Origin of the sequence: uncultured Sphingomonas sp., assembly GCF_964237335.1 — a bacterium.
Taxonomy (GTDB): Bacteria; Pseudomonadota; Alphaproteobacteria; order Sphingomonadales; family Sphingomonadaceae; genus Sphingomonas.
In genome coordinates this window covers 248,917-273,386 of record NZ_CAXSHM010000001.1, presented here as the reverse complement: position 1 = coordinate 273,386, position 24,470 = coordinate 248,917, and the positions used below count along the sequence as shown (strand labels likewise).

Below are 24,470 nucleotides of genomic sequence, written 5' to 3'. Positions count from 1 at the left end.
CGTGCTGTCGGAACCCGCTCCCATGCCCAAGACCGTTGCCGAACTGCTCGTCGAGACATTGGCCGAGATCGGAGTGCGCCAGGTGTTCGGCATCGTCGGCGATGCGCTCAACCCCTTCACCGACGCGATCCGCCGCCAGCACGTAATCGAGTGGATCGGCGTCCGCCACGAGGAGGGCGCCGCGCTCGCCGCCGCCGGCCAGGCGAAGCTGACGGGCAGGTTGGGCGTGTGCTGCGGCACCACCGGGCCGGGCGGAATCCATCTGGTCGCGGGGCTGTACGAGGCCCGCAAGGATCATGCGCCGGTGCTGGCGATCTCGGGCGGCGTGCCGTCCAACCTGCGCGGCACGGACTATCTGCAGGAAGACTCGCCTGATCTGCTGTTCCGCGACGTCGCCGTCTATACCCAGACGCTCGGCGCGGCCGAGCAGGCGCCGGCGGTGTTCCACCAGGCGATCGCGGCGGCCTATGGCGAGCGCGGAGTCGCGCACTTAAGCATCCCGCCCGACGTCTTCTCCGCGCATGTCGGCCGCGCGGTGCCGAGCATCCCGACGCTGCGCCCGCGGCCCGAGGTCGCGCCCTCGGCGGAGGACATCGCCGCCGCCGTCAAGCTGGTCGATATGGCGAAGACGGTCGCGGTGTTCTGCGGTGCCGGCGCGCGTGGGGCGGAGGCCGAGCTGATCGAGCTGTCTGACCGGCTCAAGGCGCCGCTGACGCATACCTATCGTGCGAAGGAACTGCTACCCTATCATGACCCGCACTGGATCGGCGGCGTCGGTCTGATCGGCGGTACGGCGGGGACGGACGCCATCCATGACGCGGACCTGCTGCTGATGCTCGGGACCGACTATCCGTACGTCGATTTCCTGCCCAAGCATGGCCGCGTCATCCAGATCGACGAGCGCGCCGTCGCGCTCGGCCGGCGGACCCCGATCGCGCTGGGTGTGGTCGGGTCGGTGCGGCCGGCGCTGCGGATGCTGATCGACCGGCTGGCGCCGCGCGACGACGACACCTTCTTCGCCACCGCCACCAAGGCGCGCGCGAAATGGGACGCGATGCTTGACGCCAAGGCCGACCCCGCCCGGTCTGGGGACAAGATCTACCCCCAGGCGGTCGCCCGCGCGATAAGCGACGCCGCAGACGACGACGCGGTGTTCGTTACCGACACGGGCGAGGTGACTTTGTGGGCGGGCAACTGGACCCGCCAGACGGGGCGCCAGCGGATCACCGGATCGTTCAACAACGCCGCGGTCGGCACCGGGCTCGGCATCGCCAACGGGGTGCAATCGCTCGATCGCGACCGGCAGGTGATCCTGCACTCGGGTGACGGCGGCATGACGATGCTGATCGGCGAGTTCATGACCGCGGTCGAGCACAAGCTGCCGATCAAGGTGGTGGTGTACGACAACAGCACATGGGGGCTGGTGCATCTGGAGATGGAGGGCGCGGGCAATCCGCCGGCATCGGGCGCGAGCTTCCCCAACATGGATTTCGCCGTGTTCGCGCGGGCGTGTGGCGCGCAGGGGTTCACCGCGCGGGAGCCGGGGTCGCTGGTGCAGACCGTCCGCGCGTTCCTGGCCGCGCCCGGGCCGGCGATCCTCCACGCGGTGATCGACCCCGCCGAGCTGCCGGCGATGCCGCACATCGAGCCGGGGCAGGCCTTCAAGTTCGGTATCGCCAAGGTGCGCGAAGCGGTGGCGGCCGTGACGGGCGGCTAACGCCTACATCGCCTGACCCGCCGCCCAGCCGCTCGCCCAGGCCCATTGGAAGTTGTAGCCGCCCAGCCAGCCCGTCACGTCGACCGCCTCGCCGATCGCGTACAGGCCGGGCATGCGCTTGGCCGCCATCGTCGATTGCGACAACTCGGCGGTGCTGATCCCTCCCACCGTCACCTCCGCCTTGGCATAGCCCTCGCTGCCGTTGGGGGCGAAGGACCAGTCGGCCAGCCGGCGCTCGGCGGCGTCCAGCCTGGTGTCGGGCAGCGTGGCGAGATCTCCGTCCAGGCCAACGCGCCCGGCCAGCGTGTCCGCCAGCCGCGAGGGCAGCGTGCCCGCCAGCAGCCTGCCCAGCCGCGCGCGCGGCGTCGCGCGCTTCGCCTGCCGCAGCCAGCCGGGCTCGCGGTCGGGCAGAAAGTCGATGCCCACCGGTTGGCCATGCCGCCAATAGGAAGAGACCTGGAGGATCGCCGGGCCGGACAGGCCACGATGCGTGAACAGCGCCGCCTCCCGGAACGCAGCGGTGCCGCAGCGCGCGACGACCTCGGCGGACACGCCGGCGAGATCGCGGAATAGCGCCCCACCTCCTTCCGGGTCTGGCCCCAGAGTCAACGGCACGAGCGCGGGGCGGGGCTCCACGACCTTCAGCCCGAACCGGCGCGCGAGGTCGTAGGCGAAGCCGGTCGCGCCCAGCTTGGGGATCGATGGCCCGCCGGTCGCGATCACCAGCGCCGGGGCGGTCACGCTGCGGCCGTCGACGCTCACCCGGAACAGCCCATCCGCATGGTCGACGCCCGTCACCGGCCGGCCGAGCGCGAACGAGACGCCGCCCGACCCCATGGCCATTTGGCACTCGCCCATCAGCATCGCGACGATGTCATTCGCCGATCGGTCGCAGAAGAGCTGCCCCAGCGTCTTCTCGTGCCAGCCGATGCCGTGCCGGGCGACGAGCGCGACGAAATCCTCCGGCGTGTAGCGGGCGAGCGCCGAGCGCGCGAAATGCGGGTTGGCGGACACGAACCGATCGGGTGCGGTGCCCAGGTTGGTGAAGTTGCACCGGCCGCCGCCCGAGATCACGATCTTCGCGCCTGGCTCGCGACCATGGTCGACGACCAGCACCCGCCGCCCGCGCTGGCCGGCGGTGGCGGCCGCCATCAGTCCGGCCGCGCCCGCACCGAGCACGATCGCGTCGTACGTGTCGGCGGTCACGAGGCAGTCACCGCAGCCTGGCGATCGGCAGCCCGTCTTCCTTGGCGCGGTCCTTCACCGACTCCTCGCTTCGGGTCAGCGCCTTGGCGATCGCCTTGAGCGCCATGCCCTTCTTGGCGAGCGTGTGCAGCTTCTGGATCTCGTCCTGCCGCCAGGGCTGGCGGTGGCGTTCGAACTTCTCGGTCATCGTGTCCTTCCTCTCGTCACCCCGGGCTCGACCCGGGGTCCCGCTTCTTCTTCGAAACGGCGCTGCCCAACGGCGGGACCCCGGATCAAGTCCGGGGTGACGGCGATGCCGTCATGCTCAGCGCCACCGCTTCCGCCACCTTGATCCCGTCGATCGCGGCGGACAGGATGCCGCCAGCATAGCCCGCGCCCTCACCGGCCGGGTAGAGCCCAGCGGTGTTGAGGCTCTGGAAGTCCTTGCCGCGCGTGATCCGCACGGGCGACGACGTGCGCGTCTCCACCCCCGTCATCACCGCGTCGGGATGATCGTAGCCGGCGATCTGCCGCCCGAACACGGGCAGCGCCTCGCGGAACGCGGCCATGACGAACGGCGGCAGGCAGTCCGCGAGGTCGGTCAGGTGCACGCCCGGCTTGTACGACGGCGTGACGGCGCCGAACGCAGTTGACGCGCGGCCGGCGAGCAGGTCTCCGACGGTCTGCCCCGGCGCGGCATAGCTCGATCCGCCCGCGACATAGGCGGCGCTCTCCAGCCGTCGCTGGAGGTCGATCCCTGCCAGCGGCCCGCCCGGATAGTCGCGCGCCGGGTCGATGCCGACCACCAGCCCCGAGTTCGCGTTGAACTCGGCGCGCGAATATTGGCTCATGCCGTTGGTGACGACACGGCCGACCTCGCTGGTCGCCGCGACCACGCGCCCGCCGGGACACATGCAGAAGCTGTAGACCGTCCGCCCCGCCGCCTCCCCGGTGCAATGGTGCGACAGCGTGTAGGCCGCCGCGCCGAGGTCCGGGTGGCCCGCGCAGGCGCCGAACCGCGCGCGGTCGATCCAGCCTTGCGGGTGCTCGATCCGCACGCCGATCGAGAAGGGCTTGGCCTCCACATGGACGCCGGCGGCATGGAGCATGGCGAAGGTGTCGCGCGCCGAGTGGCCGGGGGCGAGGACCACATGGCTAACCGCCAGCCGCTCGCCGGTCGACAGGTGCAGCGCGCGGAGGCGACCGGTGGCGTCGCGCTCGACATTGTCGACCCGCGCCTGCCAGCGGTACTCGCCGCCCAGCGCCTCGATCTGCCGCCGCATCGCTTCCACCATCGTCACGAGGCGGAATGTGCCGATGTGCGGATGCGCCTCCGTCAGGATCTCCGCGGGCGCGCCGGCATCGACGAACTCCCGCAGCACCTTGCGACCGAGGTGGCGCGGGTCCTTGACCTGGCTCCACAGCTTGCCGTCGGAGAAAGTGCCCGCGCCGCCTTCGCCGAACTGGACGTTCGATTCAGGGTCGAGCACGCCCCGCCGCCACAGCCCCCAGGTGTCCTTGGTCCGCTCGCGCACCATTTTGCCGCGGTCGAGCACGATCGGGTGGAAGCCGGACTGCGCGAGGATCAGCGCGGCGAACAGCCCGCATGGCCCGGCGCCGATCACGACAGGGCGGGGCGCGCCGACCGGAAGATGGGGCGATGCCGTGGCGACGGGGCGGTAGTCGGTATCCGGCGTTGGCTTGACGTAAGGATCGCCCACGAACCTCGCCAGCACCGCCGCCTCGTCCGCCAGCACGACGTCGAGGGAATAAACAAGCAGGATCGCCGACTTCTTGCGCGCATCGTTGGCGCGGCGGGCAATATGCCACTCGATCAGCATGTGGGGCGCGATGCCCAGCCGGGCCAGGATCGCGGACGCGAGCGCGTCGGGCGCGTGCCCGAGCGGCAGCTTGAGGTCGGCGATGCGGAGCATGAGGCGTATTTAGGAGCGTAGCCCTTCATCGTCACCCCGGGCTCGACCCGGGGCCCCGCTTCTTCTGGCGACCCAAGAAAGAAGTGGGACCCCGGATCAAGTTCGGGGTGATGTTAGGGAACGGTCACATCAGCTTGTCGAGCGTGATCGGCAGGCTGCGCACCCGCTTGCCGGTCGCATTGTACACCGCGTTCGCCACCGCGGCACCAACGCCGGTTATCCCGATCTCGCCGATGCCGTGCGCGCCCATCGGGGCGTGGGGATCGGGGATGTCGGTCCAGATCACGTCGATCTGCGGCACGTCCAGGTGAACGGGGACGTGATTTTCCGCGAGCGACGGGTTCATCACCCGCCCGTTGCGCTCGTCGACCTGCGTCTCCTCCATCAGCGCGAGGCCGAGCCCCATGATGATGCCGCCGCGGAACTGGCTGGTCGCCGTCTTGGGATTGATGATCCGCCCGCAGTCGAAACTGCCGAGGAAGCGGCTGACCCGCGTCTCGCCGGTCACCGCGTTGACGCGGACCTCGGCGAACTGCGCACCATAGGAGTGCATCGACCAATGCATCGCCTCCATCGGCTTCGACGCGCTCGCCTCGACGCTCACCTCGTCCCGCTGGGCGCGCGACAGGATGGAGGCATAACTTTCGAACGCGGACCGGTCGGCGAGGCTTGCGAGGCCGCCGTCGTGCCCGCCCACCTCGTCCGGCTTGAGTCCGGCGAGCGGCGAATCGTTGCCCGCAAGCTTCAGCAGTTCGGCCACCAGCGCGCGGTGCACCGCGATGACGGATGCGCCGATCGCGGCGGTCTGCTGCGACCCGCCCGCCAGCACGACGCCGGGCAGCGACGAATCGCCATATTCGAACGTCACCTGGTCCAGTTCGAGCCCCAGCCGCTCGGCCGCTATCTGCGTCGAGGCGGTCGAGGTGCCCATGCCCATCTCGTGCGCTGCGATCTGCACCGTCGCATGCCCGTCGCGCGTCAGGGTCAGCCACGCGGCGCCGCCGGCCATCCGCTGATAGGGGTAGGTCGCGGCGGCCATGCCCATGCCGACCAGCCACTCGCCCTCGCGCCGGGCACGTGGCGTGGCGCTGCGCCTGCCCCAGCCGAACCTCTCCGCGCCGGCGCGCATTGCCTCCACCATGTGGCGCGACGAGTGAGGCAGGCCAGTCGTTGGGTCCTTCTCGGGCTCGTTGCGGATGCGCAGCTCGATCGGGTCGATGCCGAGCTTGTACGCCAGTTCGTCCACCGCCGATTCGAGCGCGAACGTGCCGACTGATTCGCCCGGCGCGCGCATGAAGGTGTTGGCGAGCATGTCCATCGTCGTCGTCTCGACGCCCAGGCGGAACGAGCCCGCGTCGTAGAGGCAGCGGGTGCCGAGGATGAACGGTTCGGGCATGTTGTTGTTCGGGCTCATCGCGACGACGCCCGTGTGGACGATCGCGTCGAAGCGTCCGTCCGCCTGCGCGCCGATCGCCACCCGCTGCTCGGTATGCGTGCGGCCGCCGACGATGCGGAAGACGCCCTCGCGCGACAGCACGATCCGGACCGGCCACCCGGCAAGCTTCGCGGCGGCGGCGGCGAGAACCTGATGCTGCCACAGCGTCTTGCCGCCGAAGCCGCCACCCACATAGGGCGAGGTGACGCGGACCTGCGCCTCCTCGATCCCGAACACCTGCGCGAGCGACCAGGCGGCGTGCGCCACGCCCTGCGTCGTGTCGTGGACGATCAGCTCGTCGCCCGTGTCGCCGCTCGTCCACATCAGCGTCGCCGCGTGCAGCTCCATCGCATTGTGGCTGTGGCGCGGCGTCTCGTACAGCTCGTCCACCACGAACGGCGCCGCGGCGAGCGCGGCGTCGGCATCGCCGATCTCGTCCTTCAGCGGCCCTTCGAAAAAGACGGCCTGCTTCTGCCCGGCGGCGCGCGCCTCGTCGAACGAGGTGACCGCGGGCTCGGCGGCATAGGTAACGTGGATCAGCGTCGTGGCGTGATCCGCCTGTTCCTGCGTCTCGGCGAGGACGATCGCCACCGGCTGGCCGTTCCAGTGGATGCGGTCGTCCTGCATCACCGGCAGATTGTCGCCGCCGGCGCCCTTCTGCGCGCTGCCGAACATCGGCACGGGTTTGAGGCGCGGCGCGGTACGGTGATCCATGACGAGCACGACGCCGCCTGCGCCACGCTCGTGTCGATCGTCGCGATCCGGCCCTTGGGGATGGTCGAGAAGACGAGCGCCGCATGGACCATGCCGTCAAGCGGGAACTCGGCGGCGAAGCGCGCGGCGCCCTTCACCTTCAACGGGCCGTCGAGCCGCGACACGGGCTTGCCGACATGGCCGTGCTGGTGGCGGATCAGCGGATCGGGCGTGCCGCCGGGCAGCCAGCTGTCGGGCGCGATCGCCAACGCCTTCTTCATCACCGCCATCGCGGCATCCGTGACGACGCTCATGCGGCTTCTCCGGTCAGCTCTGCGTGGACGGCAGTGCCGGAGAGCTCGCCCAGCACGGCGACGATCGTTCGCGTCGCTAGCGGTATCTTGAAGCCGTTGTCGCGCAAGGGCACGGCGTCGGCGAGCTCGGCCTCGGCCGCGGCGCGGAACGTCGCCTCGGTCGCGGGCGCGCCGCGCAGCACCGCCTCTGCCCTCCATGCACGCCACGGCTTGTGCGCGACGCCGCCGAGCGCCAGCCGGACGTCGCGGATCGTGCCGCCCTCCACGTCGAGCGCCGCCGCCACCGACACCAGCGCGAAGGCATAGCTCGCCCGGTCGCGCACCTTGCGATAGGTGGAGTGCGCCGCGAACGGCATCGCCGGCAGCTCGATCGCGACGATCAGCTCGCCGGGCAGCAGGTTCGTCTCATGCTCGGGCGTGCCGCCGGGCAGTCGGTGCAGGTCCGCCAGCGGCATCGCGCGAGCGCCGGCCGGCCCTTCCAGATGCACCGTCGCGTCGAGCGCGACGAGCGCGACCGCCATGTCGGACGGGTGCGTCGCGACGCAGGCGGGCGAAGGGGACCCCGAGGCCCCCAGGATCGCGTGGATGCGGTTGAAGCCCTCGATCGCGTCGCAGCCCGCGCCTGGCTCGCGCTTGTTGCAGCGCGAACCGGCGGTGTCGTAGAAATAGGTGCAGCGGGTGCGCTGGAGGATGTTGCCCGCCAGCGTCGCCATGTTGCGGATCTGCGCGCTCGCGCCGGCCAGGATCGCGCGCGCCAGGACCGGATATCGCTCGCGCACCGCCCGGTGCTCCGCAAGCTGGGTGTTGGTGACGGCGGCGCCGATCAGCAGGCCGCCGGCGTCCGTCGCGGCGATACCGCGGGCGAGGGCGGTCACGTCCACCAGCGTGTCCGGCCGCTCCACCACCTCGCGCATCAGGTCGACCAAGTTGGTGCCGCCACCCAGATAGCGCGCGGCGGGATCGGCGGCGAGGCGGACGGCGGCGGCCGCGTCGTCCGCGCGCTCGTAGCGGAATGGTGTCATGCCGCATGCTCCAGCGGTCGCCGGCCCTCGCCCGCGAACGTCTCCGCGATCGCGTCGACGATGCCGTTGTACGCGCCGCAGCGGCATAGATTGCCGCTCATCCGCTCGCGCACCTCGTCGGAAGAAAGCGCGATCGTCTCGGCCGACAGGTCGGCGGTGACGACGCTGGGCAGCCCGCGCGCGACCTCGGCCGCCATTGCCACCGCCGAGCAGAGCTGGCCCGGCGTGCAATAGCCGCATTGGAACCCGTCATGCTCGATGAACGCGCGCTGGAGCGGGTGCAGGTCGCCGGCCGTCGCCAGCCCTTCCACCGTGGTGATCGAGCGGCCCTGATATTGCACCGCGAGCGCAAGGCAGGCGTTGATCCGTTCGCCATCGACGAGGACGGTGCAGGCCCCGCACGCCCCCTGGTTGCACCCCTTCTTGGTGCCGGAAAGGCCCAAGTGATCGCGCAACAGGTCGAGCAGCGAGGTGCGGGCGTCGAACGCCGCCTCAACCGGCTGGCCGTTGACCGTGAAGTGCATAAGCAAACCTCCGTTAGGCGCGCCTTGCCACTTTCACCACGGCCTCGTCCAGCGCCGAGAGGAAGCGGGACCGGTCGGCCTTGCCGAACGGCGCAGGCCCGCCGAGCTGGTCGCCGCCCGCGCGCAGGTCGGCCATGATCGCGCGGGTGGCGATAGCGGTGCCGATCGAGGCGGTGGTGAACGGCCGGCCGGTTGGCGCGAGCACGGCCGCGCCCGCCTTCAGGCAGCGGTCAGCGAGCAGGATGTCGGCGGTGACCACGATCGCGCCCGCGCCCGCCGCTTCCGCGATCCAGTCGTCGGCGGCGTCGAACCCGTCGCTCACCACGACGCGGGTGACGAGCGGATGCTCGGGCACGCGCAGCCGGCTGTTGCTGATGATCCACACGGCCGCGGCGTGGCGGAAGGCGACCCGGTAGACCTCGTCCTTCACCGGGCAGGCGTCGGCGTCGACCAGGATGCGGGGCGGGGTCATCCTAGCAGGAAGCTCGTAGACCCGCACGCCCCCGACCGTCACCCCGGACTTGTTCCGGGGTCCAGCGCGAGGCGGGAAACATCGTCAGCATTTCAGGGCGCGTCGCTTGCCGCAACCCTGGACCCCGGCACGAGGCCGGGGTGACGGGTGGAGGCGCGATCCGCTTCAGCGCGGGCCGCCCGGGCGCGGGCCGCGGGCCTGGGTCGGCCGGGCGGTGTAGCGCGCGCGCGGCGGGGCGCCTCGGTTGCCGCCCTGACCTCCTGCGGACGGACGCGCTCCGCCGCTGGCGCCGCCCGGCGCAGGGCCGCCCTGGGCCTGCTCGATCTGCAGCTCGCCCTCGGGATCGGCCGTCGAGGCGGTGCGCTTCACCGCCGCCAGGAAGCGGCCGGCGGTTGCGCGCGGCACCTCGAACATCGTCTCCTCGGCCGCGATCCGGATCGCGCCGATCTCGCCCTTGCCCAGATGCCCGCGCCGGCACAGCAGCGGCAGCAGCCAGCGCGGGTCGGCGTTCTGGCGCCGACCGATGTTCATGCGGAACCAGACGGCGTCGTCGAAGCCCGCCCGGCTGCCGCTGGCGCCCGATCCGGGCCCGGCGTCGTTGCCGCGCTCGCGGCCCGGCGCGCCCCGTCCGGCGGCGGGTGCCTCCAGCAGCTCCTCGGCGGCGGGCAGCTTCGCGCGGTGGGCGCGGACCAGCATGCCGGCGACCTCCTCCGCGCTCCGCTCGGCGAGCAGCGCGGCACCCATTTCGCGATCATCGTCGTCCAGCTCGACAGGCGCGGACAGCGCGGCGAGCAGCCGCTGGCGGTCCGCAGCCCGGATATCCTCCGGCGTCGGCACGGATATCCATTCCACCGCCACCCGCGCGTCGCGCAGCATCGCCTCGGTCCGGCGGCGGCGCGGATAGGGGACGATCAGCGCCGCGATCCCCTTCCGCCCTGCGCGGCCGGTGCGGCCCGAGCGGTGCTGCAACGCCTCCGCATCGCGCGGCAGTTCAGCATGGATGACGAGCGACAGATTGGGCAGATCGATCCCCCGCGCCGCCACATCCGTCGCGACGCAGACCCGCGCGCGGCGGTCGCGAAGCGCCTGCAACGCGTGGTTGCGCTCGGCCTGGCTATGCTCGCCCGACAGCGCGACCGCGTCGAAGCCGCGCTCGACCAGCCGCGCGTGCAACTGCCGCACCGCCTCGCGCGTCGCGCAGAAGACGATCGCGGTATCGGGCTCATGGAAGCGCAGCAGGTTCACCGCCGCATGCACGATGTCCGACGGCGCGACCGCGAGCGCCTGGTAGCTGATGTCGCCATGGCCGCGGTCCGAGCCGACCGTCGACACCGTCATCGCGTCGCGCTGGTAGCGGCGGGCGAGCGCGACGATCGGGCGGGGCATGGTGGCAGAGAACAGCAACGTGCGGCGGCCGTCGGGCGTCGCGTCGAGCAGGCCCTCCAGATCCTCGCGGAAGCCCATGTCGAGCATCTCGTCCGCCTCGTCGAGGACGGCGACCTTGAGCGCGGACAGGTCGAGCGCGCCGCGTTCGAGATGGTCGCGCAGGCGGCCGGGCGTGCCGACGACGACATGCGCGCCGTGGCTGAGCAGCCGGCGTTCGCGCGACGGGTCCATGCCGCCGACGCAACTGATGATGCGCGCGCCCGACTTGGCGTACAGCCATTGCAGCTCGCGGCTCACCTGCAGCGCGAGCTCGCGCGTCGGCGCGATGACGAGCGCGAGCGGCGCACCGGGCTGCGCGATCGGCGCGAAGCCCGCATCCTCCCCTTCGATCCGGGGCAGCAGCTGCCCAGCCATCGCCATCCCGAAGGCGACGGTCTTGCCCGATCCGGTCTGCGCCGAGACGATGAGGTCGCGCGTGTCGGCGCCCTCCTCCAGCATGGCGGACTGCACGGCGGTGGGGGCGGCATAGCCGCGTTCGGTCAACGCCTCCTGGAGAGGCGGCGGTAATTGGCTGAAAGGCATCCCCTGATATCGGCGCGCGAGGTGGCGGAAGCAAGGCAGGGTGGCGCGGGGTCGAGCGGCGGCGGATGTTGATGCCCGTCGCGTGCCCTTCACCGTCATCCCAGCGAATGCTGGGATCTCTTCGATGGGCGGTTCACCGGTTGCAGCGATCCCAGCGTTCGCTGGGATGACGGCGGGTGCGTGGGAAACGGAAAGCCGGAGGTCCACTGCTCCCGCTCACCCGCTCACCCGCTCACCCGATCGGCGGCGACGGCTCCTGCGCGGCCCGGTCCTCGTAGAAGGTGCGCACCACGTCCCACGCCTCCGCGGCGGTCTCGACGAAGGTGAAGATGCCGAGGTCGCGCTCGGACACCACGCCTTCTTCCACCAGCGCCTCGAAATTGACCACCCGCTCCCAGAACTCCCGCCCGAACAGCAGCACGGGGATCGGCTCGATCTTGCCGGTCTGGATCAGCGTCAAGAGCTCGAACAGCTCGTCGAACGTGCCGAATCCACCGGGAAACGCCGCCAGCGCGCGGGCGTGGAGCAGGAAATGCATCTTGCGCAGCGCGAAATAGTGGAACTGCATCGACAGCGCGGGGCTGACATAAGGGTTGGGCGCCTGTTCGTGCGGCAGGACGATGTTCAGGCCGATCGACTCGACGCCCTCGTCGGCCGCGCCGCGGTTCGCCGCCTCCATGATCGACGGGCCGCCGCCCGAACAGACGACGAAATGCCGCTTGCCGTCCTCATCGCGCGGCAGCCGGCTGGTGATGCGCGCGAGCTCGCGGGCGACGTCGTAATAATGGCTCTTGGCGACCAGCCGCTCGGCGATGCGGCGGCTCTTGTCGTCGGTGGCGAGGTCCAGCAGCGCGCGTGCCTTGTCGGGCTCCGGGATGCGCGCGGAGCCGTAGAAGACGAAGGTCGACGCGATCTTCGCCTCCTCCAGGATCAGGTCCGGCTTGAGCAGCTCGAGCTGGAAGCGGACGGGGCGCAGGTCCTCGCGCAGCAGGAAATCCATGTCCTGAAAGGCGAGGCGATAGGCGGGGTTGCGCGTCTGCGGCGTGGAGATCTGCGTCTGGGCGGATTTGGCTTCCTGCGCGGCGCGGCGGAAGACGCGGCTTGGTACTCGTGTGTCGGTCATCCAAGGTCCGTAAGGCACAATTGGCGTGCTGCATAGCGGCGGAGCGCGACCTCGGACCTCAACGGCAGAACCCGACGTGGTCGTCTTCGAGGTGCAGGTGATCGTGGTGCGCGGCGTTGTAGTCGGGCGACAGCACGGTGCCGAAGCGGCGGCAGGCGGAGCGGTGGATCGCATCGAGGAACCCGTGGACCTGAAGGTCGGGCGAGGCCCAGTCGGCGGCGATCGTGATCCGGCGGCCGTCCTTCAGCACGAAGCCGCCGATGTCGGCCGCATTAGCGATGGCATGGCCCGAGCGGCGGCCGGACGCGGCCGCCGATCCGATCACGTTGCGGCAGGCGTAGGTGCCGAGCCCGTCGACGCGCGCGAGTTCGCTGCCCAGCATCTGATAGGCGGCCGGCGCCACCGCGTTGCGGACCCAGCCCGTCAGCGCGCGCGCCTCGCCGCAGCGCAGCGCCTTCAGCCCCGTCATCGGCACGCCGATGTCGACCAGCCGCACCGTGCCGAGCAGCGCGCAACCGCCGCCGAAATCCTGGTCGGCCACCGGCGAAGCGGACGCCCATGCGCACAAGGTCGGCATAGCAGGCCTGCGTCTCGCGATCGGACGGCGCCTGCACGGTGCGGGGTCGGGCAGGAGCAGGTCGCTCGACCCGGCCGCAGCCGGCGAGCGCGAGGAGGGTGAACGGCAACAGGCGGAGGCGCATCGCCGCGACCATAGCGGGTTGCGCCGCCCGGCGGACCCCCCTAGTGCGCTCGACGGGCCACGCGGTCCCAACGCCGCGCGTGCTCTCTGTAAGGAGAGTCAGACATGACCGATACTGCCGTTGCCGACGCCACGCGTGCGTCCACCGTCGACCAGCCCGCCAGCCAGAAACCCGAAGTCAGGCCGGCGCGCCCGTTCTTTTCCTCCGGTCCCTGCGCCAAGCCGCCCGGCTGGTCCGCCGCTGCGCTCGGGACGCAGAGCCTGGGCCGCTCGCACCGCTCCAAGATCGGCAAGCAGCGCCTCCAGTACAGCATCGACCTGATGCGCGAGCTGCTGCGGCTGCCCGACACGCATCGCATCGGCATTGTGCCGGGCTCCGACACCGGCGCCTATGAGATGGCGATGTGGACGATGCTGGGCGCGCGGCCGGTGACGGCGCTGGCCTGGGAAAGCTTCGGCGAGGGCTGGGTGACCGATGCGGTCAAGCAGCTCAAGATCGACCCCACGGTGGTGCGTGCCGACTATGGGCTTCTGCCAGACCTCGGCGCGGTCGACTGGTCCAGCGACGTGCTGTTCACCTGGAACGGCACCACGTCAGGCGTGCGCGTGCCCGATGCCGAGTGGATTCCGGCGGAGCGCGAGGGGCTGAGCTTCGCCGACGCGACGTCCGGCGTGTTCGCCTATCCGATCGACTGGACGAAGATCGATGTCGCCACCTTCTCGTGGCAGAAGGTGCTGGGCGGGGAGGGCGGCCACGGCGTGCTGATCCTGGGCCCGCGCGCCGTCGAACGCCTGGAAGGGTACACCCCCGCCTGGCCGCTGCCCAAGGTGTTCCGGCTGGTCTCTAAAGGCAAGCTGGCGGAGGGCGTGTTCAAGGGCGAGACGATCAACACGCCGTCGATGCTGGCGGTCGAGGATGCGATCTGGGCGCTCGAATGGGCCAAGGGCCTGGGCGGCGCCGACGCGCTGATCGCGCGGTCCGACGCCAACGCCGCCGCGCTCGACGGACTCGTCGAGGCGCGCGACTGGCTCGGCCACCTCGCGCCCGATCCCGCCACCCGGTCGAAGACCAGCGTCTGCCTGACGGTCGCGGGCGCGGACGAGGCGTTCATCAAGCGGATGGCCTCGGCGCTGGAGAAGGAAGGCGCCGCGTTCGACGTCGCCGGCTATCGCGACGCGCCGCCGGGCCTGCGCATCTGGTGCGGCGCGACGGTGGACACCGCCGACATCGCGGCGCTCGGGCCGTGGCTCGACTGGGCCTATGCGGCGGCTCGCGCCGCAAACTGACCATTATCCGTCATCCCAGCGAAAGCTGGGATCTCCTGCGATCGCGAGCCTCCGCTTGCCGCACGAGATCCTGACTTTCGTCAGGATGACGTTTGCAAGGAGCAAACGTCATGCCCAAAGTACTCATCTCCGACAAGATGGACCCCAAGGCCGCCGCGATCTTCCGTGAGCGGGGCGTGGAGGTCGACGAGATCACGGGAAAGACACCCGATGAATTGAAGGCGATCATCGGCGACTACGACGGCCTTGCCATCCGCAGCTCGACCAAGGTGACGAAGGACATGCTCGCCCATGCCCCCCGCCTCAAGGTCGTCGGCCGGGCCGGGATCGGCGTCGACAACGTCGACATCCCCGCCGCGTCCGCCAAGGGCGTCGTCGTGATGAACACGCCGTTCGGCAACTCGATCACCACCGCCGAGCACGCCATCGCGCTGATGTTCGCGCTCGCCCGCGACCTGCCCGAGGCGGACAAGTCGACGCAGGCGGGCAAGTGGGAGAAGAACCGTTTTATGGGCGTCGAGCTGACCGCCAAGACGCTCGGGCTGATCGGCGCGGGCAACATCGGCAGCATCGTCGCCGATCGCGCGCGCGGCCTGAAGATGAAGGTGGTCGCCTATGATCCATTCCTGACGCCCGAGCGCGCGATCGAGATGGGCGTGGAGAAAGTGGAACTCGACCAGTTGCTTGACCGTGCCGACGTCATCACGCTGCACACGCCGCTGACCGACCAGACGCGCAATATCCTGTCGGCCGATAACCTGGCCAAGACCAAGAAGGGCGTGCGGATCGTCAACTGCGCGCGCGGCGGGCTGGTGGACGAGGCGGCGCTCAAGGCAGGGCTGGACTCGGGCCACATCGCCGGCGCCGCGCTCGACGTGTTCGTGGCCGAGCCCGCGAAGGAGTCGCCGCTGTTCGGCACGCCGGGCTTCATCTCGACGCCGCATCTAGGCGCATCGACCACCGAGGCGCAGGTGAACGTCGCGATCCAGGTCGCCGAGCAGATGGCGGATTTCCTGATGTCGGGCGGCGTCACCAACGCGCTCAACATGCCGAGCCTGTCGGCGGAGGAGGCGCCCAAGCTGAAACCGTATATGGCGCTGGCCGAGAAGCTGGGCAGCCTGGTCGGGCAGCTCGCGACCGGTGCCGTCTCGTCGGTGACGGTGGAGACGGAAGGCGCGGCGGCGGCGCTCAACATGAAGCCGATCACCGGCGCGGTGCTTGCCGGGTTCATGCGGGTGCACTCCGACACCGTCAACATGGTCAACGCGCCGTTCCTGGCGAAGGAGCGCGGCATGAACGTGCGCGAGGTGCGCTCCAGCCACGAGGGCACCTATCACACGCTCGTCCGCGTGACGGTGACGACGGCCGACGGCGACCGGTCGGTCGCGGGCACATTGTTCGGCGACTCGGCGCCGCGGCTGGTCGAGCTGTTCGGCATCAAGGTGGAGGCCGATCTCGCGGGCCCGATGCTGTACGTCGTCAACGAGGACGCGCCGGGGTTCATCGGCCGGCTCGGCACGGCGCTGGGCGAGGCCGGCGTCAACATCGGCACCTTCCATCTCGGCCGGCGCCAGGCGGCGGGCGAGGCGGTGCTGCTGCTGTCGGTGGACGAGCCTGTGACGGCGGAGCTTCTGGGGAAGGTGAAGGCGCTGCCGGGGGTGCGGACGGCGCGGGGGTTGAGGTTCTGAGCGCAGCGCGCATGCTGCCAGCGCAGCAGGCGGCAAGACGCGCCAGCGCGGCCGGCCACGCCAGCATGGCGGGGTTCGACGTCACGCGATTTACTCGCGTGACGCGCCGCTGCCGTCCGCTATGACGCACGCGCCATGACCGCCCTCCTCCCCCAAGGTTTCCGCGACCGCCTGCCCCCGCATGCCGACCACGCCGCGCGGCTGGAGGCGCGCATGCTGGAGGCGGCGCGGCTGCACGGCTATGAGCGCACCGATCCGCCGCTCGCCGAGTTCGCGGAAGGGCTGGGCACGCGGCTGAAGGCGGGGGGGCTGCGTGATGCCGTCCGCTTCGTCGATCCGGTCAGCCAGGCGACGCTGGCGATCCGCCCGGACCTGACGGCGCAGATCGCGCGCATCGCTGCGACGCGGATGGGCCACCATCCGCGCCCCGTTCGGTTGTCCTACGCCGGATCGGTGCTGCGGCTGCGCGCGCCCGAGCTCGATCCGGCGCGCGAGCAGCGCCAGATCGGCTGCGAGCTGATCGGGCTCGACTCGGTCGCGGCGGCGCGCGAGGTGGTGGGCGTCGCCGTCGACGCGCTCGCGGCGGCCGGCGTCGCCGGGCTGTCGATCGACTTCACCCTGCCGGACCTGGTCGACACGCTGGCGGCGGGACCGCTGCCGGTGGCCGACGTGGCACTGCTCCGCGATCGGCTTGATGCCAAGGACGCCGGCGCGGTGGCGGACCTCGCGCCCGCCTATCTGCCGCTGATCGAGGCGGCGGGGCCGTTCGAGCCGGCGCTGGCCCGGCTGCGCAGCTTCGACGCGCACGGCGTGCTCGGATCGCGGCTCGATGGGCTGGCGGCGATCGCGGCGTCGCTGGAGGGCCGCGCGTCGCTGACGCTCGATCCTACCGAGCGGCACGGGTTCGAGTTCCAGAGCTGGCTCGGCTTCTCGCTGTTCGCGGCCGGCGCGGCGCGCGAGATCGGCCGCGGCGGCACCTACACGATCGTCCACGAGGATCTTGGAAATGGGGGGGCGGAGGAGGCGGCGACCGGCGTGTCGCTCTACGCCGATCGCCTGCCGGTCGCGCCGGAACCCGACGCGCGCCGCCGCCTGTTCCTGCCGCTCGGGACGCCGGCAAGCGAAGGGGCCGCCTGTCGCGCGGCAGGCTGGGTGACGGTCGCGGCACTGGAGGCGGGTGACACGCCTGAGGCCCAGCTCTGCTCGCATGTGTGGCGGGACGGGGCGGCGGAGCTGGTGACTTGAAGAATGTCGTTGGGTCGTTAGCTGCCGTTGGCCTCGACCTGCCACCACGGGATGTAGCCATGCTCAGAGGCGATCACCGCTGCACTTCCATCTTCGACGTTGCCGACTTCAACCGCCTGCAAGCGATAGTCATGGGTCGACGCCAAGCGTCGGTGCAGTTCGATCGCTTCGAGGATGGATTGTTTTGTGGCCGGAACCGCTACCGAGGCCACAATCTCACATTGGCCGGCATCTGAAAGGTTTAGCCCGGCGTTGCCCAGCACAGAGACCATCGCGTCTTCTTCGGCGTCTGAGGTGGAGATGTAGCGTCCACCGACAGTAATGGCGGCTTCTCGCGAGTTCACAGCCGCGGCCCGGACGGCCTCTTCGCTGCACACCCAGTCGCGTTTTTTACCGGACATCAAGCCTTAGTAGAGATCAATAAAGAAGTCCGAAAGTGAGTGCAGCCCGGCCTACGCCGCTGCCCGCTGGACCGCCGCCCTCATCCCCCCTATCGCACCGCGGCATCAAGAAGGAACATCGTGTGGCCAATGTAGCGGTCATCGGCGCCCAGTGGGGTGACGAGGGCAAGGGCAAGATCGTCGACTGGCTGGCCGAGCGCGCCGACATGGTCGTGCGGTTTCAGGGCGGGCACAATGCCGGCCATACGCTGGTGGTGGGCAACCAGACGTACAAGCTGTCGCTGCTGCCGTCGGGCATCGTGCGGGGCACGCCGTCGGTGATCGGCAACGGCGTGGTGCTCGATCCCTGGGCGCTCAAGGCGGAGGTCGAGCGGCTGGGCGCACAGGGCGTGCCGGCGAGCCCGGACACGCTGATGCTGTCCGACGCCTGCGCGCTGATCCTGCCGCTCCACCGCGAGCTCGACGGGCTGCGCGAGGATGCGAGCGGAGCGGGCAAGATCGGCACAACGCGGCGCGGCATCGGCCCGGCCTATGAGGACAAGGTGGGCCGCCGCGCGCTCAGGGTGTGCGACCTCGCGCATCTGGATGCGCTGGACGCGCAGCTCGACCGATTGTGCGCGCACCACGATGCGTTGCGGGCCGGGTTCGGCGCCGCGCCGGTCGATCGGGCGGCGCTGATCGCCGAGCTGAAGGAGATCGCGGGCTTCGTGCTGCCGTTCGCGCGACCGGTGTGGCGGGACTTGAACGCGGCCCGCACGGCGGGGCGGCGCATCCTGTTCGAGGGCGCGCAGGGCGTGCTGCTCGACGTCGACCATGGCACCTACCCGTTCGTCACCTCGTCCAACACCGTCGCGGGCAGCGCGTCGGCGGGATCGGGACTGGGGCCGTCGGCGGTCGGATTCGTGCTGGGAATCGCCAAGGCGTATACGACGCGGGTCGGCTCCGGCCCGTTCCCGACCGAGCTCGCCGACTCGACGGGCGAGCAGCTCGGCGTCCGCGGCCACGAGTTCGGCACGGTGACCGGGCGCAAGCGGCGGTGCGGCTGGTTCGACTCGGTGCTGGTGCGCCAGTCGGCGGCGGTGAGCGGCATCACCGGCATCGCGTTGACGAAGCTGGACGTGCTGGACGGGTTCGAGACGATCGCGATCTGCACCGGCTATCGTCTCGGCGACCGCACGCTCGATTATTTCCCGTCGCATGCGGCAGATCAGGCGGCGGTGACGCCGATCTACGAGACGATGCCGGGCTGGTCGGAGACGACGGCGGGCGCGCGAAGCTGGGCCGATCTGCCCGCGCAGGCGATCAAATACATCAGGCGGATCGAGGAGCTGATCCGCTGTCCGGTCGCGTTGGTGTCCACGAGCCCGGAGCGGGAGGACACGATCCTAGTGCGGGACCCATTCGCCGACTGATCGGCGACCTCACGGCTTGCCGGGGTCGCTGCCGTTGCCGGACGAAGCGGTGGACCCGGCTGCGTTGGCCGCCTGGCCATTCGCGCCGTCCGGCGTATTGCCGAGCTTCGGATCGGGTGCGGTCGACACCTGCGCGATGGCGGCGCCCGACAAGGCCAACAACCCCGCGCTCGTCCACGTCTTCAGCTTCATCTCGCCGTCTCCCAAAGCAATAGGGCGACGCCGCAGCGCCGCCCTATCTTTCTCATCAGCTATGCCGGCGTCAGTTCGGAGTCGAGCCGCCGCTGGTGCCGGTGCTGCCCATCGCGCCGCCCGTGGTCGTACCACCGGTCGACGATCCGGGCGAACCGGTGCCGCTCATCGAGCCGGAGGTCGTGCCATCGGTCGACGACGAACCGCCCATCGAGCTGGACGTACCGCTGGTCCCCGACGAGCTGCTCGAACGACCCGAACGGCGCGAGTGGCGCCCGCTCGACCCGGATGTGGAACCGGTCGTCGACCCGCTGGTCGACTGGCCGCCCATGCTACCAGTGGACGTGCCGTCGGTGGACGAACCGGACATCGTGCCGCTGCCGGTCGATCCCGTGCCCATCGAACCACTGCCCATGGAACCACTGCCCATCGAGCCGGTGCTGGACTGACCGCCCATCGAGCCACCCGTCGCGGAACCACCGCCGGAGGTCTGCGCGCCCGCGAGCGCCGGAATTGCCAAAGCTACAGCCGCCATCGTCATCAGAATACGCATCATATTTCTCCTACGGGGTATGATGTTCCAATCGATCGGCGGACGATTCCGTTCCCTCTCAAGTAATTACCGGCTCGTTTGGGCGCGATGAAGCATCATTTGGTCGCTCAGGACCAACGCTACCATCGCCTCAACCACCGGAACGCCGCGGATTCCTACACATGGATCATGACGACCTTTGGTCGTGAGCGTCGTCGCCTCGCCGGTTGTCGTGATCGTCTCGACCGGCGTGAGGATAGAGCTCGTCGGCTTGAACGCGACGCGCAGCCGGATCGGCTGGCCGGTGGCGATCCCGCCCGCGATCCCACCCGCGTGGTTGGACAGGAACGCCGCGCCGCCGTCCTCGCCGGGGCGCATCGCGTCGGCGTTCCGCTCGCCCGACAGCGTCGCTGCGGCGAACCCGTCGCCGATCTCGACGCCTTTCACCGCGTTGATCCCCATGCAGGCGCCGGCGAGTTCCGCATCGAGCTTGGCATACAGCGGCGCGCCCCAGCCGGCGGGGACGCCCGTCGCCTCGCACGCGATCACCGCGCCGAGCGACGATCCGGCCTTGCGCGCGGCGTCAACCAGCGTCTCCCAGCGCGCGGCGGCGGCGGCGTCCGGGCAGAAGAACGGGTTGGCGTCGATCTGCGCATCGTCGAACGCGGCCGGATCGATCGCGTCGCCGCCGATCGCCTCCACCCAGCCCCGCACGCGCACCTGCGGGATGACGAGCCGCGCGACCGCGCCCGCCGCCACCCGGCACGCCGTTTCCCGCGCCGAGGACCGTCCGCCGCCGCGCGGATCGCGCAAGCCGTATTTGGCGTCATAGGCATAGTCGGCATGGCCGGGGCGGTAGGCGAGCGCGACCTCGGCATAGTCCTTCGATCGCTGGTCGACGTTGTCGATCATCAGGCTGATCGGCGTGCCCGTCGTGGCGCCCTCGTACACGCCCGACAGGATGCGGACCCTGTCGGGTTCCTGCCGCTGCGTCGTGAAGCGTGAGGTGCCGGGGCGGCGGCGGTCGAGCCACGGCTGGATGTCCGCCTCGCTCAACGCGATCCCCGGCGGGCACCCATCCACCACCGCACCGATCGCAGGCCCGTGCGACTCTCCCCAGGTGGTGACGCGGAAGACGTGGCCGAAACTGTTGTGGCTCATTCGGCGGCTTGCACGTCCTGGTCCGTCCCGGATGCGCTCTGTACCAACTGCTCATAGATCGAGCGTAGGCGCGCGCGCCGCGTCGCCATGAAGCGGTTCGTCCCGAACTCGCCAGACAGCAGCCCGGGCACGGTGAAGTCCGTATCCAGAGCTTCCCAATGGAGGCCGAATCCGACGCCGCTCAGCTCGAACGCCTCCAGATCATCGTCGCTCGCGCCCGACATTCCCTGCAACTCCCGCGGGGGAAACATAAAGGAACAGCCGTTATGCAGCACGAGCGTCATCATACCCGTTCGCCGATCGTAGCGCGCGCGCGCGGCGTGGGGCTTGGTCTCGAACTCGATCCGACCTCGCTCGCTTGCGGCTTCGATGTCTTCGTCGGTCAGGTCAGCCATGAATCTGCTCCCAGATACTCAGCAGTGCGTCACGTGCTTCCTTTATCGCATGTCGGGCGCGGGCGATATCCGGCGTCGACAGGCCCTTGTTCGTCATCAAGGACACCGCCTCGTCGAGGCCGATCCTGGCCTCACCGCGTCCGCGAACATGAACGTGCGGCGGCGGGTGGTCGTCGACGAAGATCACGAAGCGCAGCCCGTGCGTCCTTAGGACAACCGGCACCGCCTTACGCCAGCGCGATGTCCGGGGCGTCTTCCGCCTTCATGCCAATCACGTTGTAGCCGCCGTCGACATGGTGGATCTCCCCCGTCACGCCGCTCGCGAGGTCGGACAGCAGGTACAGGCCCGCGCCGCCGACGTCATCGATCGTCACGTTGCGGCGGAGCGGCGAGTTGAGCTCGTTCCATTTGAGGATATAGTTGAAATCGCCGATCCCGCGCGCCGCCAGCGTCTGGATCGGGCCGGCGGAGATCGCGTTGACGCGGATGTTCTCCGGTCCGCAATCGACGGCGAGATATTTGACGCTCGTCTCCAGCGCGGCCTTGGCGACGCCCATCACGTTGTAGTGCGGCACGACCTTTTCGGCGCCATAATAGGTGAGCGTCAGGATCGAGCCGCCGCCCGGCATCATCCGCCGCGCGCGCTGCGTCACCGCGACCAAGCTGTAGGCGGAGATGTTGAGGGTCATCAGGAAATTGTCGAGCGTCGTGTCGTAATAGCGCCCGCGCAGCTGCGACTTGTCGGAAAAGCCGATCGCGTGAACCACGAAGTCGATCGTCGGCCATTCCTTCGCCAGCCCCGCGAAGGTCGCGTCCAGCGCCGCCATGTCGCCGACGTCGCAATCGAACAGCCGCGCGACGCCCAGTTGCTCCGCGAGCGGGCGGACCCGCTTCGCCATCGCCGCGCCCTGGTAGGAGAAGGCGAGTTCCGCGCCCGCCGCGCTCAACTGCTGTGCGATGCCCCAGGCGAGCGACTTGTCGTTGGCGAGGCCCATGATGAGGCCCCGCTTGCCCGCCATCAATCCATTCACGTCTGGCACACCCCTCATAGCGTCCGGGTCGCTTCCTCTACTCCCGCTTCAACGGGTTCCGCCAGTGCCGCGTTGAGGTGCGCGCCGAAGACGAGGCCGATGCCGATGACGTAGAAGAACAACAGCATGACGACCACGCCCGCCAGGCTGCCGTAGGTCAAGCCATAGCCGCCCAGCTGCGCGAGGATGAGCGGCAGCAGCGCGGTCGCGCTGACCCACCAGGCGGTGGTGAACAGCGCGCCAGGCCATTTGCGCGAGCGGGAGTAACGGTATTTGGCCGGCGTGACCGACAGGAACAGCAGGTACAGCGCCCCGAACATGACGACGCCGGGCACGATCCGCGACAGCCCGATCCAGCCCGCGGCCGCCTGCGCCTGCGGCACCAGGCGATAGACGAACTGCTCCGCCCCCACGAACACGCCCTGCACCAGGAACGAGATCAGCGCGATCGCCACCGACGCCAGCATCACCAGCGTCGAGCCGAGCCGATAGCGCCAGAACGGCAGGCTCGACCGCGTGCCATAGGCGCGGCGGAAGATGTCGCGGATCGTCTCCACGAACCCCCCGACGGTCCAGAGCCCGACCAGCCCACCGAACCACAACAGGTGGCCGGTACGGGCCGCCAGCACGTCGCCGATCGGTTTCTTCAGCAGATCGGCGACGTCGGGCGGCAGCACGTGCAGGAACGACGCGACCGCATGCTGCGTGTCCGCGCTCTGCCCGAACAGGCTGGCGATCGCGGCGGCGCTGATGAAGAAGGGGAACAGCGTCATCAGCGCGAGATAGGCGAGGTTGCCCGCGTGGATGAACCCGTCGTTGAGCACGCCCGATCCGGCGCGCGTCACCACCGCGAACGCGCGGCTGCCCGGACCCAGGAGGCTCAGCGGCCGGTCCAGCTCGCGGCGCAGCCGGCCGTGTCCGGTCGCGTGCGCCGCCGCCCGGTCTTCCGGCGTCAGCGCGGGGGCGATCTCGCTCACGTCGGCCGTCAGACGCCCAGCGCGGCGCGCGGGCTCTGCGCGGCGGCACCGGCCCAGTCGTCCACGAACCGCTGGAGGTCTGCGTCGTCGGCAGGCAGCTCGATCATGACCCTGACGAGCTGGTCCCCGCGGCTGCCGTCCTTCCTGACGAAGCCCTTGCCCTTCAAGCGCAGGATGCGGCCGGAGCTCGCCCCCTTGGGGATCGTGAGGTTCACCGGCTTGTCGACCGTCGGCGTCCGCACCGCGCCGCCGCGTACCGCTTCGGTCAGGCTCACGGGCAGGTCGAGCAGCACGTCGTCGCCGTCGCGGGTGAAGAAGCGGTGCGGCGCGATCTCGATCGTGACGATTGCGTCCCCTGCGCCGCCGGGACCCTGTTCGCCCTTGCCGGCGAGCCGCATCTGCGTACCCGTCTCAACGCCGGCGGGCAGCTTCAGGTCAAGCGACGCGCCGTCGCCGAGCGTAATGCGCTGCGGCGCCTGTGTCGCGGCGTCGACGAAGGGCACGGTCAGGCGATAGGCGATGTTGCCGCCCTTGGGCTGCGGGCGCCGGCCAAAGCCGCTGGAGAAACCGCCTCCCCCTCGGCCAGGCTGGGCAGCGCCGCCGAACAGCCCCTCGAACAGGTCGGACACGTCGACGTTCTCGCCGCCGAACTCGAACCCCTGGCCGCCGGGCGCCGCGCCGCTGCGGAAGCCGCCACCCGGACGCGGAGCGCCGCCGCCATAGCCGAACGGCGCGGCGGGGTTGCCGTCGCCGTCGATCTCGCCGCGGTCGAAGCGCGCGCGCTTGTCCTTGTCCGACAAAAGGTCATAGGCCTGCGTCGCCTGGCTGAACCGCTCGGACGCCTTGGGATTGTCCTTGTTGCGGTCGGGATGCAGCTCCTTGGCGAGCTTGCGATATGCCTTCTTGATCGCGGCCTCATCCGCGGTGCGCTCGACGCCCAGCGTCTTGTAAGGATCGGCCATCGGGTCCCCGAAAGATGTGGCAGCGGTGTGCCACTCATGTGGGGCAGTACGGCGCGCCCGGCAATGCGTCTCCGACGCGCACCGCGCGTTGAGCGCAGGC

Annotated in this window: 23 protein-coding genes and 1 pseudogene; 6 read left to right on the top strand and 18 right to left on the bottom strand. The window is 70.2% G+C overall.

The genetic code is table 11. From position 1 onward, the window contains the following. Positions 1–22 precede the first annotated feature (22 nt). Positions 23–1,717, top strand: coding sequence for a thiamine pyrophosphate-binding protein (locus ACFE65_RS01290; RefSeq protein WP_375380507.1), 1,695 nt, complete (start codon positions 23–25; stop codon positions 1,715–1,717). 3 nt (positions 1,718–1,720) lie between these two features. Here ACFE65_RS01290 and ACFE65_RS01285 read toward each other — a convergent pair whose 3' ends face one another. The 10 genes and pseudogenes from ACFE65_RS01285 to ACFE65_RS01240 form a co-directional block, all read right to left on the bottom strand. After that, a complete protein-coding gene (locus tag ACFE65_RS01285; RefSeq protein ID WP_375380506.1) occupies positions 1,721–2,923 on the bottom strand; it encodes an NAD(P)/FAD-dependent oxidoreductase in 1,203 nt (400 codons plus the stop codon). 7 nt (positions 2,924–2,930) lie between these two features. Further along, positions 2,931–3,110 carry a hypothetical protein gene (locus ACFE65_RS01280; RefSeq protein WP_375380505.1) on the bottom strand — a complete coding sequence of 60 codons (180 nt, stop codon included), beginning with the start codon at positions 3,108–3,110 and terminating at the stop codon, positions 2,931–2,933. Between the two features lie 85 nt (positions 3,111–3,195). Then, on the bottom strand, positions 3,196–4,836 hold the full coding sequence (locus ACFE65_RS01275; protein WP_375380504.1) for an NAD(P)/FAD-dependent oxidoreductase: 1,641 nt from the start codon (positions 4,834–4,836) through the stop codon (positions 3,196–3,198). 124 nt (positions 4,837–4,960) lie between these two features. Then, positions 4,961–7,278 (bottom strand): annotated as a pseudogene (locus ACFE65_RS01270) (xanthine dehydrogenase family protein molybdopterin-binding subunit). Further along, positions 7,275–8,300 (bottom strand): FAD binding domain-containing protein, encoded by a 1,026-nt coding sequence (locus ACFE65_RS01265; RefSeq protein ID WP_375380503.1) that lies wholly within the window; start codon positions 8,298–8,300, stop codon positions 7,275–7,277. Before ACFE65_RS01265 ends, ACFE65_RS01270 begins: the two are co-directional and overlap by 4 nt. Beyond that, a complete protein-coding gene (locus tag ACFE65_RS01260) occupies positions 8,297–8,824 on the bottom strand; it encodes a 2Fe-2S iron-sulfur cluster-binding protein (RefSeq protein ID WP_375380502.1) in 528 nt (175 codons plus the stop codon). The genes ACFE65_RS01265 and ACFE65_RS01260 overlap by 4 nt, the downstream gene beginning before the upstream one ends. 13 nt (positions 8,825–8,837) lie before the next feature. Continuing rightward, a complete protein-coding gene (locus ACFE65_RS01255) occupies positions 8,838–9,296 on the bottom strand; it encodes a YaiI/YqxD family protein (RefSeq protein WP_375380501.1) in 459 nt (152 codons plus the stop codon). Between the two features lie 165 nt (positions 9,297–9,461). After that, complete coding sequence (locus ACFE65_RS01250; RefSeq protein WP_375380500.1) at positions 9,462–11,264, bottom strand: DEAD/DEAH box helicase; 1,803 nt, start codon at positions 11,262–11,264, stop codon at positions 9,462–9,464. Positions 11,265–11,496: 232 nt separating this feature from the next. Continuing rightward, positions 11,497–12,387, bottom strand: a complete 891-nt coding sequence (locus ACFE65_RS01245) for an LOG family protein (protein ID WP_375380499.1) — start codon at positions 12,385–12,387, stop codon at positions 11,497–11,499. A 58-nt stretch (positions 12,388–12,445) separates the two neighbouring features. Beyond that, positions 12,446–12,928 carry an extensin family protein gene (locus tag ACFE65_RS01240; RefSeq protein ID WP_375380498.1) on the bottom strand — a complete coding sequence of 161 codons (483 nt, stop codon included), beginning with the start codon at positions 12,926–12,928 and terminating at the stop codon, positions 12,446–12,448. A gap of 264 nt (positions 12,929–13,192) precedes the next feature. Here ACFE65_RS01240 and ACFE65_RS01235 point away from each other — a divergent pair, with 264 nt between their 5' ends. From ACFE65_RS01235 to ACFE65_RS01225, 3 genes are all read left to right on the top strand, one after another. After that, the gene (locus tag ACFE65_RS01235) at positions 13,193–14,374 is read left to right on the top strand and encodes a phosphoserine transaminase (protein WP_375380497.1); all 1,182 of its coding nucleotides are present in this window, start codon (positions 13,193–13,195) and stop codon (positions 14,372–14,374) included. Positions 14,375–14,484: 110 nt separating this feature from the next. Beyond that, positions 14,485–16,062 (top strand): phosphoglycerate dehydrogenase, encoded by a 1,578-nt coding sequence (gene serA, locus ACFE65_RS01230; protein ID WP_375380496.1) that lies wholly within the window; start codon positions 14,485–14,487, stop codon positions 16,060–16,062. Positions 16,063–16,197: 135 nt separating this feature from the next. Further along, positions 16,198–17,307, top strand: coding sequence for an ATP phosphoribosyltransferase regulatory subunit (locus tag ACFE65_RS01225; RefSeq protein WP_375380495.1), 1,110 nt, complete (start codon positions 16,198–16,200; stop codon positions 17,305–17,307). A 17-nt stretch (positions 17,308–17,324) separates the two neighbouring features. On the opposite strand, the gene ACFE65_RS01220 is transcribed toward ACFE65_RS01225, so the two are convergent. Continuing rightward, positions 17,325–17,708 carry a hypothetical protein gene (locus ACFE65_RS01220; RefSeq protein WP_375380494.1) on the bottom strand — a complete coding sequence of 128 codons (384 nt, stop codon included), beginning with the start codon at positions 17,706–17,708 and terminating at the stop codon, positions 17,325–17,327. Positions 17,709–17,830: 122 nt separating this feature from the next. Here ACFE65_RS01220 and ACFE65_RS01215 point away from each other — a divergent pair, with 122 nt between their 5' ends. Further along, on the top strand, positions 17,831–19,120 hold the full coding sequence (locus ACFE65_RS01215; RefSeq protein ID WP_375380493.1) for an adenylosuccinate synthase: 1,290 nt from the start codon (positions 17,831–17,833) through the stop codon (positions 19,118–19,120). A gap of 9 nt (positions 19,121–19,129) precedes the next feature. Here ACFE65_RS01215 and ACFE65_RS01210 read toward each other — a convergent pair whose 3' ends face one another. After that, positions 19,130–19,312: a hypothetical protein gene (locus ACFE65_RS01210; RefSeq protein ID WP_375380492.1), complete on the bottom strand. Its 183-nt coding sequence runs from the start codon at positions 19,310–19,312 to the stop codon at positions 19,130–19,132. 95 nt (positions 19,313–19,407) lie between these two features. Between ACFE65_RS01210 and ACFE65_RS01205 the strand changes: the two genes are divergently transcribed. After that, a complete protein-coding gene (locus tag ACFE65_RS01205) occupies positions 19,408–19,761 on the top strand; it encodes a hypothetical protein (protein WP_375380491.1) in 354 nt (117 codons plus the stop codon). A 170-nt stretch (positions 19,762–19,931) separates the two neighbouring features. Here the strand turns inward: ACFE65_RS01205 and aroC are convergent, their stop codons facing one another. From aroC to ACFE65_RS01175, 6 genes are read right to left on the bottom strand one after another with little or no spacing between them, the layout of a single operon-like run. Continuing rightward, positions 19,932–21,005, bottom strand: a complete 1,074-nt coding sequence (gene aroC / locus ACFE65_RS01200; RefSeq protein WP_375380490.1) for a chorismate synthase — start codon at positions 21,003–21,005, stop codon at positions 19,932–19,934. Continuing rightward, positions 21,002–21,400 (bottom strand): DUF2442 domain-containing protein, encoded by a 399-nt coding sequence (locus ACFE65_RS01195; protein WP_375380489.1) that lies wholly within the window; start codon positions 21,398–21,400, stop codon positions 21,002–21,004. Before ACFE65_RS01195 ends, aroC begins: the two co-directional genes overlap by 4 nt. Continuing rightward, on the bottom strand, positions 21,393–21,587 hold the full coding sequence (locus tag ACFE65_RS01190; RefSeq protein ID WP_375380488.1) for a DUF4160 domain-containing protein: 195 nt from the start codon (positions 21,585–21,587) through the stop codon (positions 21,393–21,395). The genes ACFE65_RS01195 and ACFE65_RS01190 overlap by 8 nt, the downstream gene beginning before the upstream one ends. A 40-nt stretch (positions 21,588–21,627) precedes the next feature. After that, complete coding sequence (gene fabI / locus ACFE65_RS01185; protein WP_375380541.1) at positions 21,628–22,419, bottom strand: enoyl-ACP reductase FabI; 792 nt, start codon at positions 22,417–22,419, stop codon at positions 21,628–21,630. A gap of 26 nt (positions 22,420–22,445) precedes the next feature. Next, complete coding sequence (locus tag ACFE65_RS01180) at positions 22,446–23,408, bottom strand: YihY/virulence factor BrkB family protein (RefSeq protein WP_375380487.1); 963 nt, start codon at positions 23,406–23,408, stop codon at positions 22,446–22,448. An 8-nt stretch (positions 23,409–23,416) separates the two neighbouring features. Continuing rightward, positions 23,417–24,370: a DnaJ C-terminal domain-containing protein gene (locus ACFE65_RS01175; protein WP_375380486.1), complete on the bottom strand. Its 954-nt coding sequence runs from the start codon at positions 24,368–24,370 to the stop codon at positions 23,417–23,419. Between the last annotated feature and the right edge of the window lie 100 nt (positions 24,371–24,470).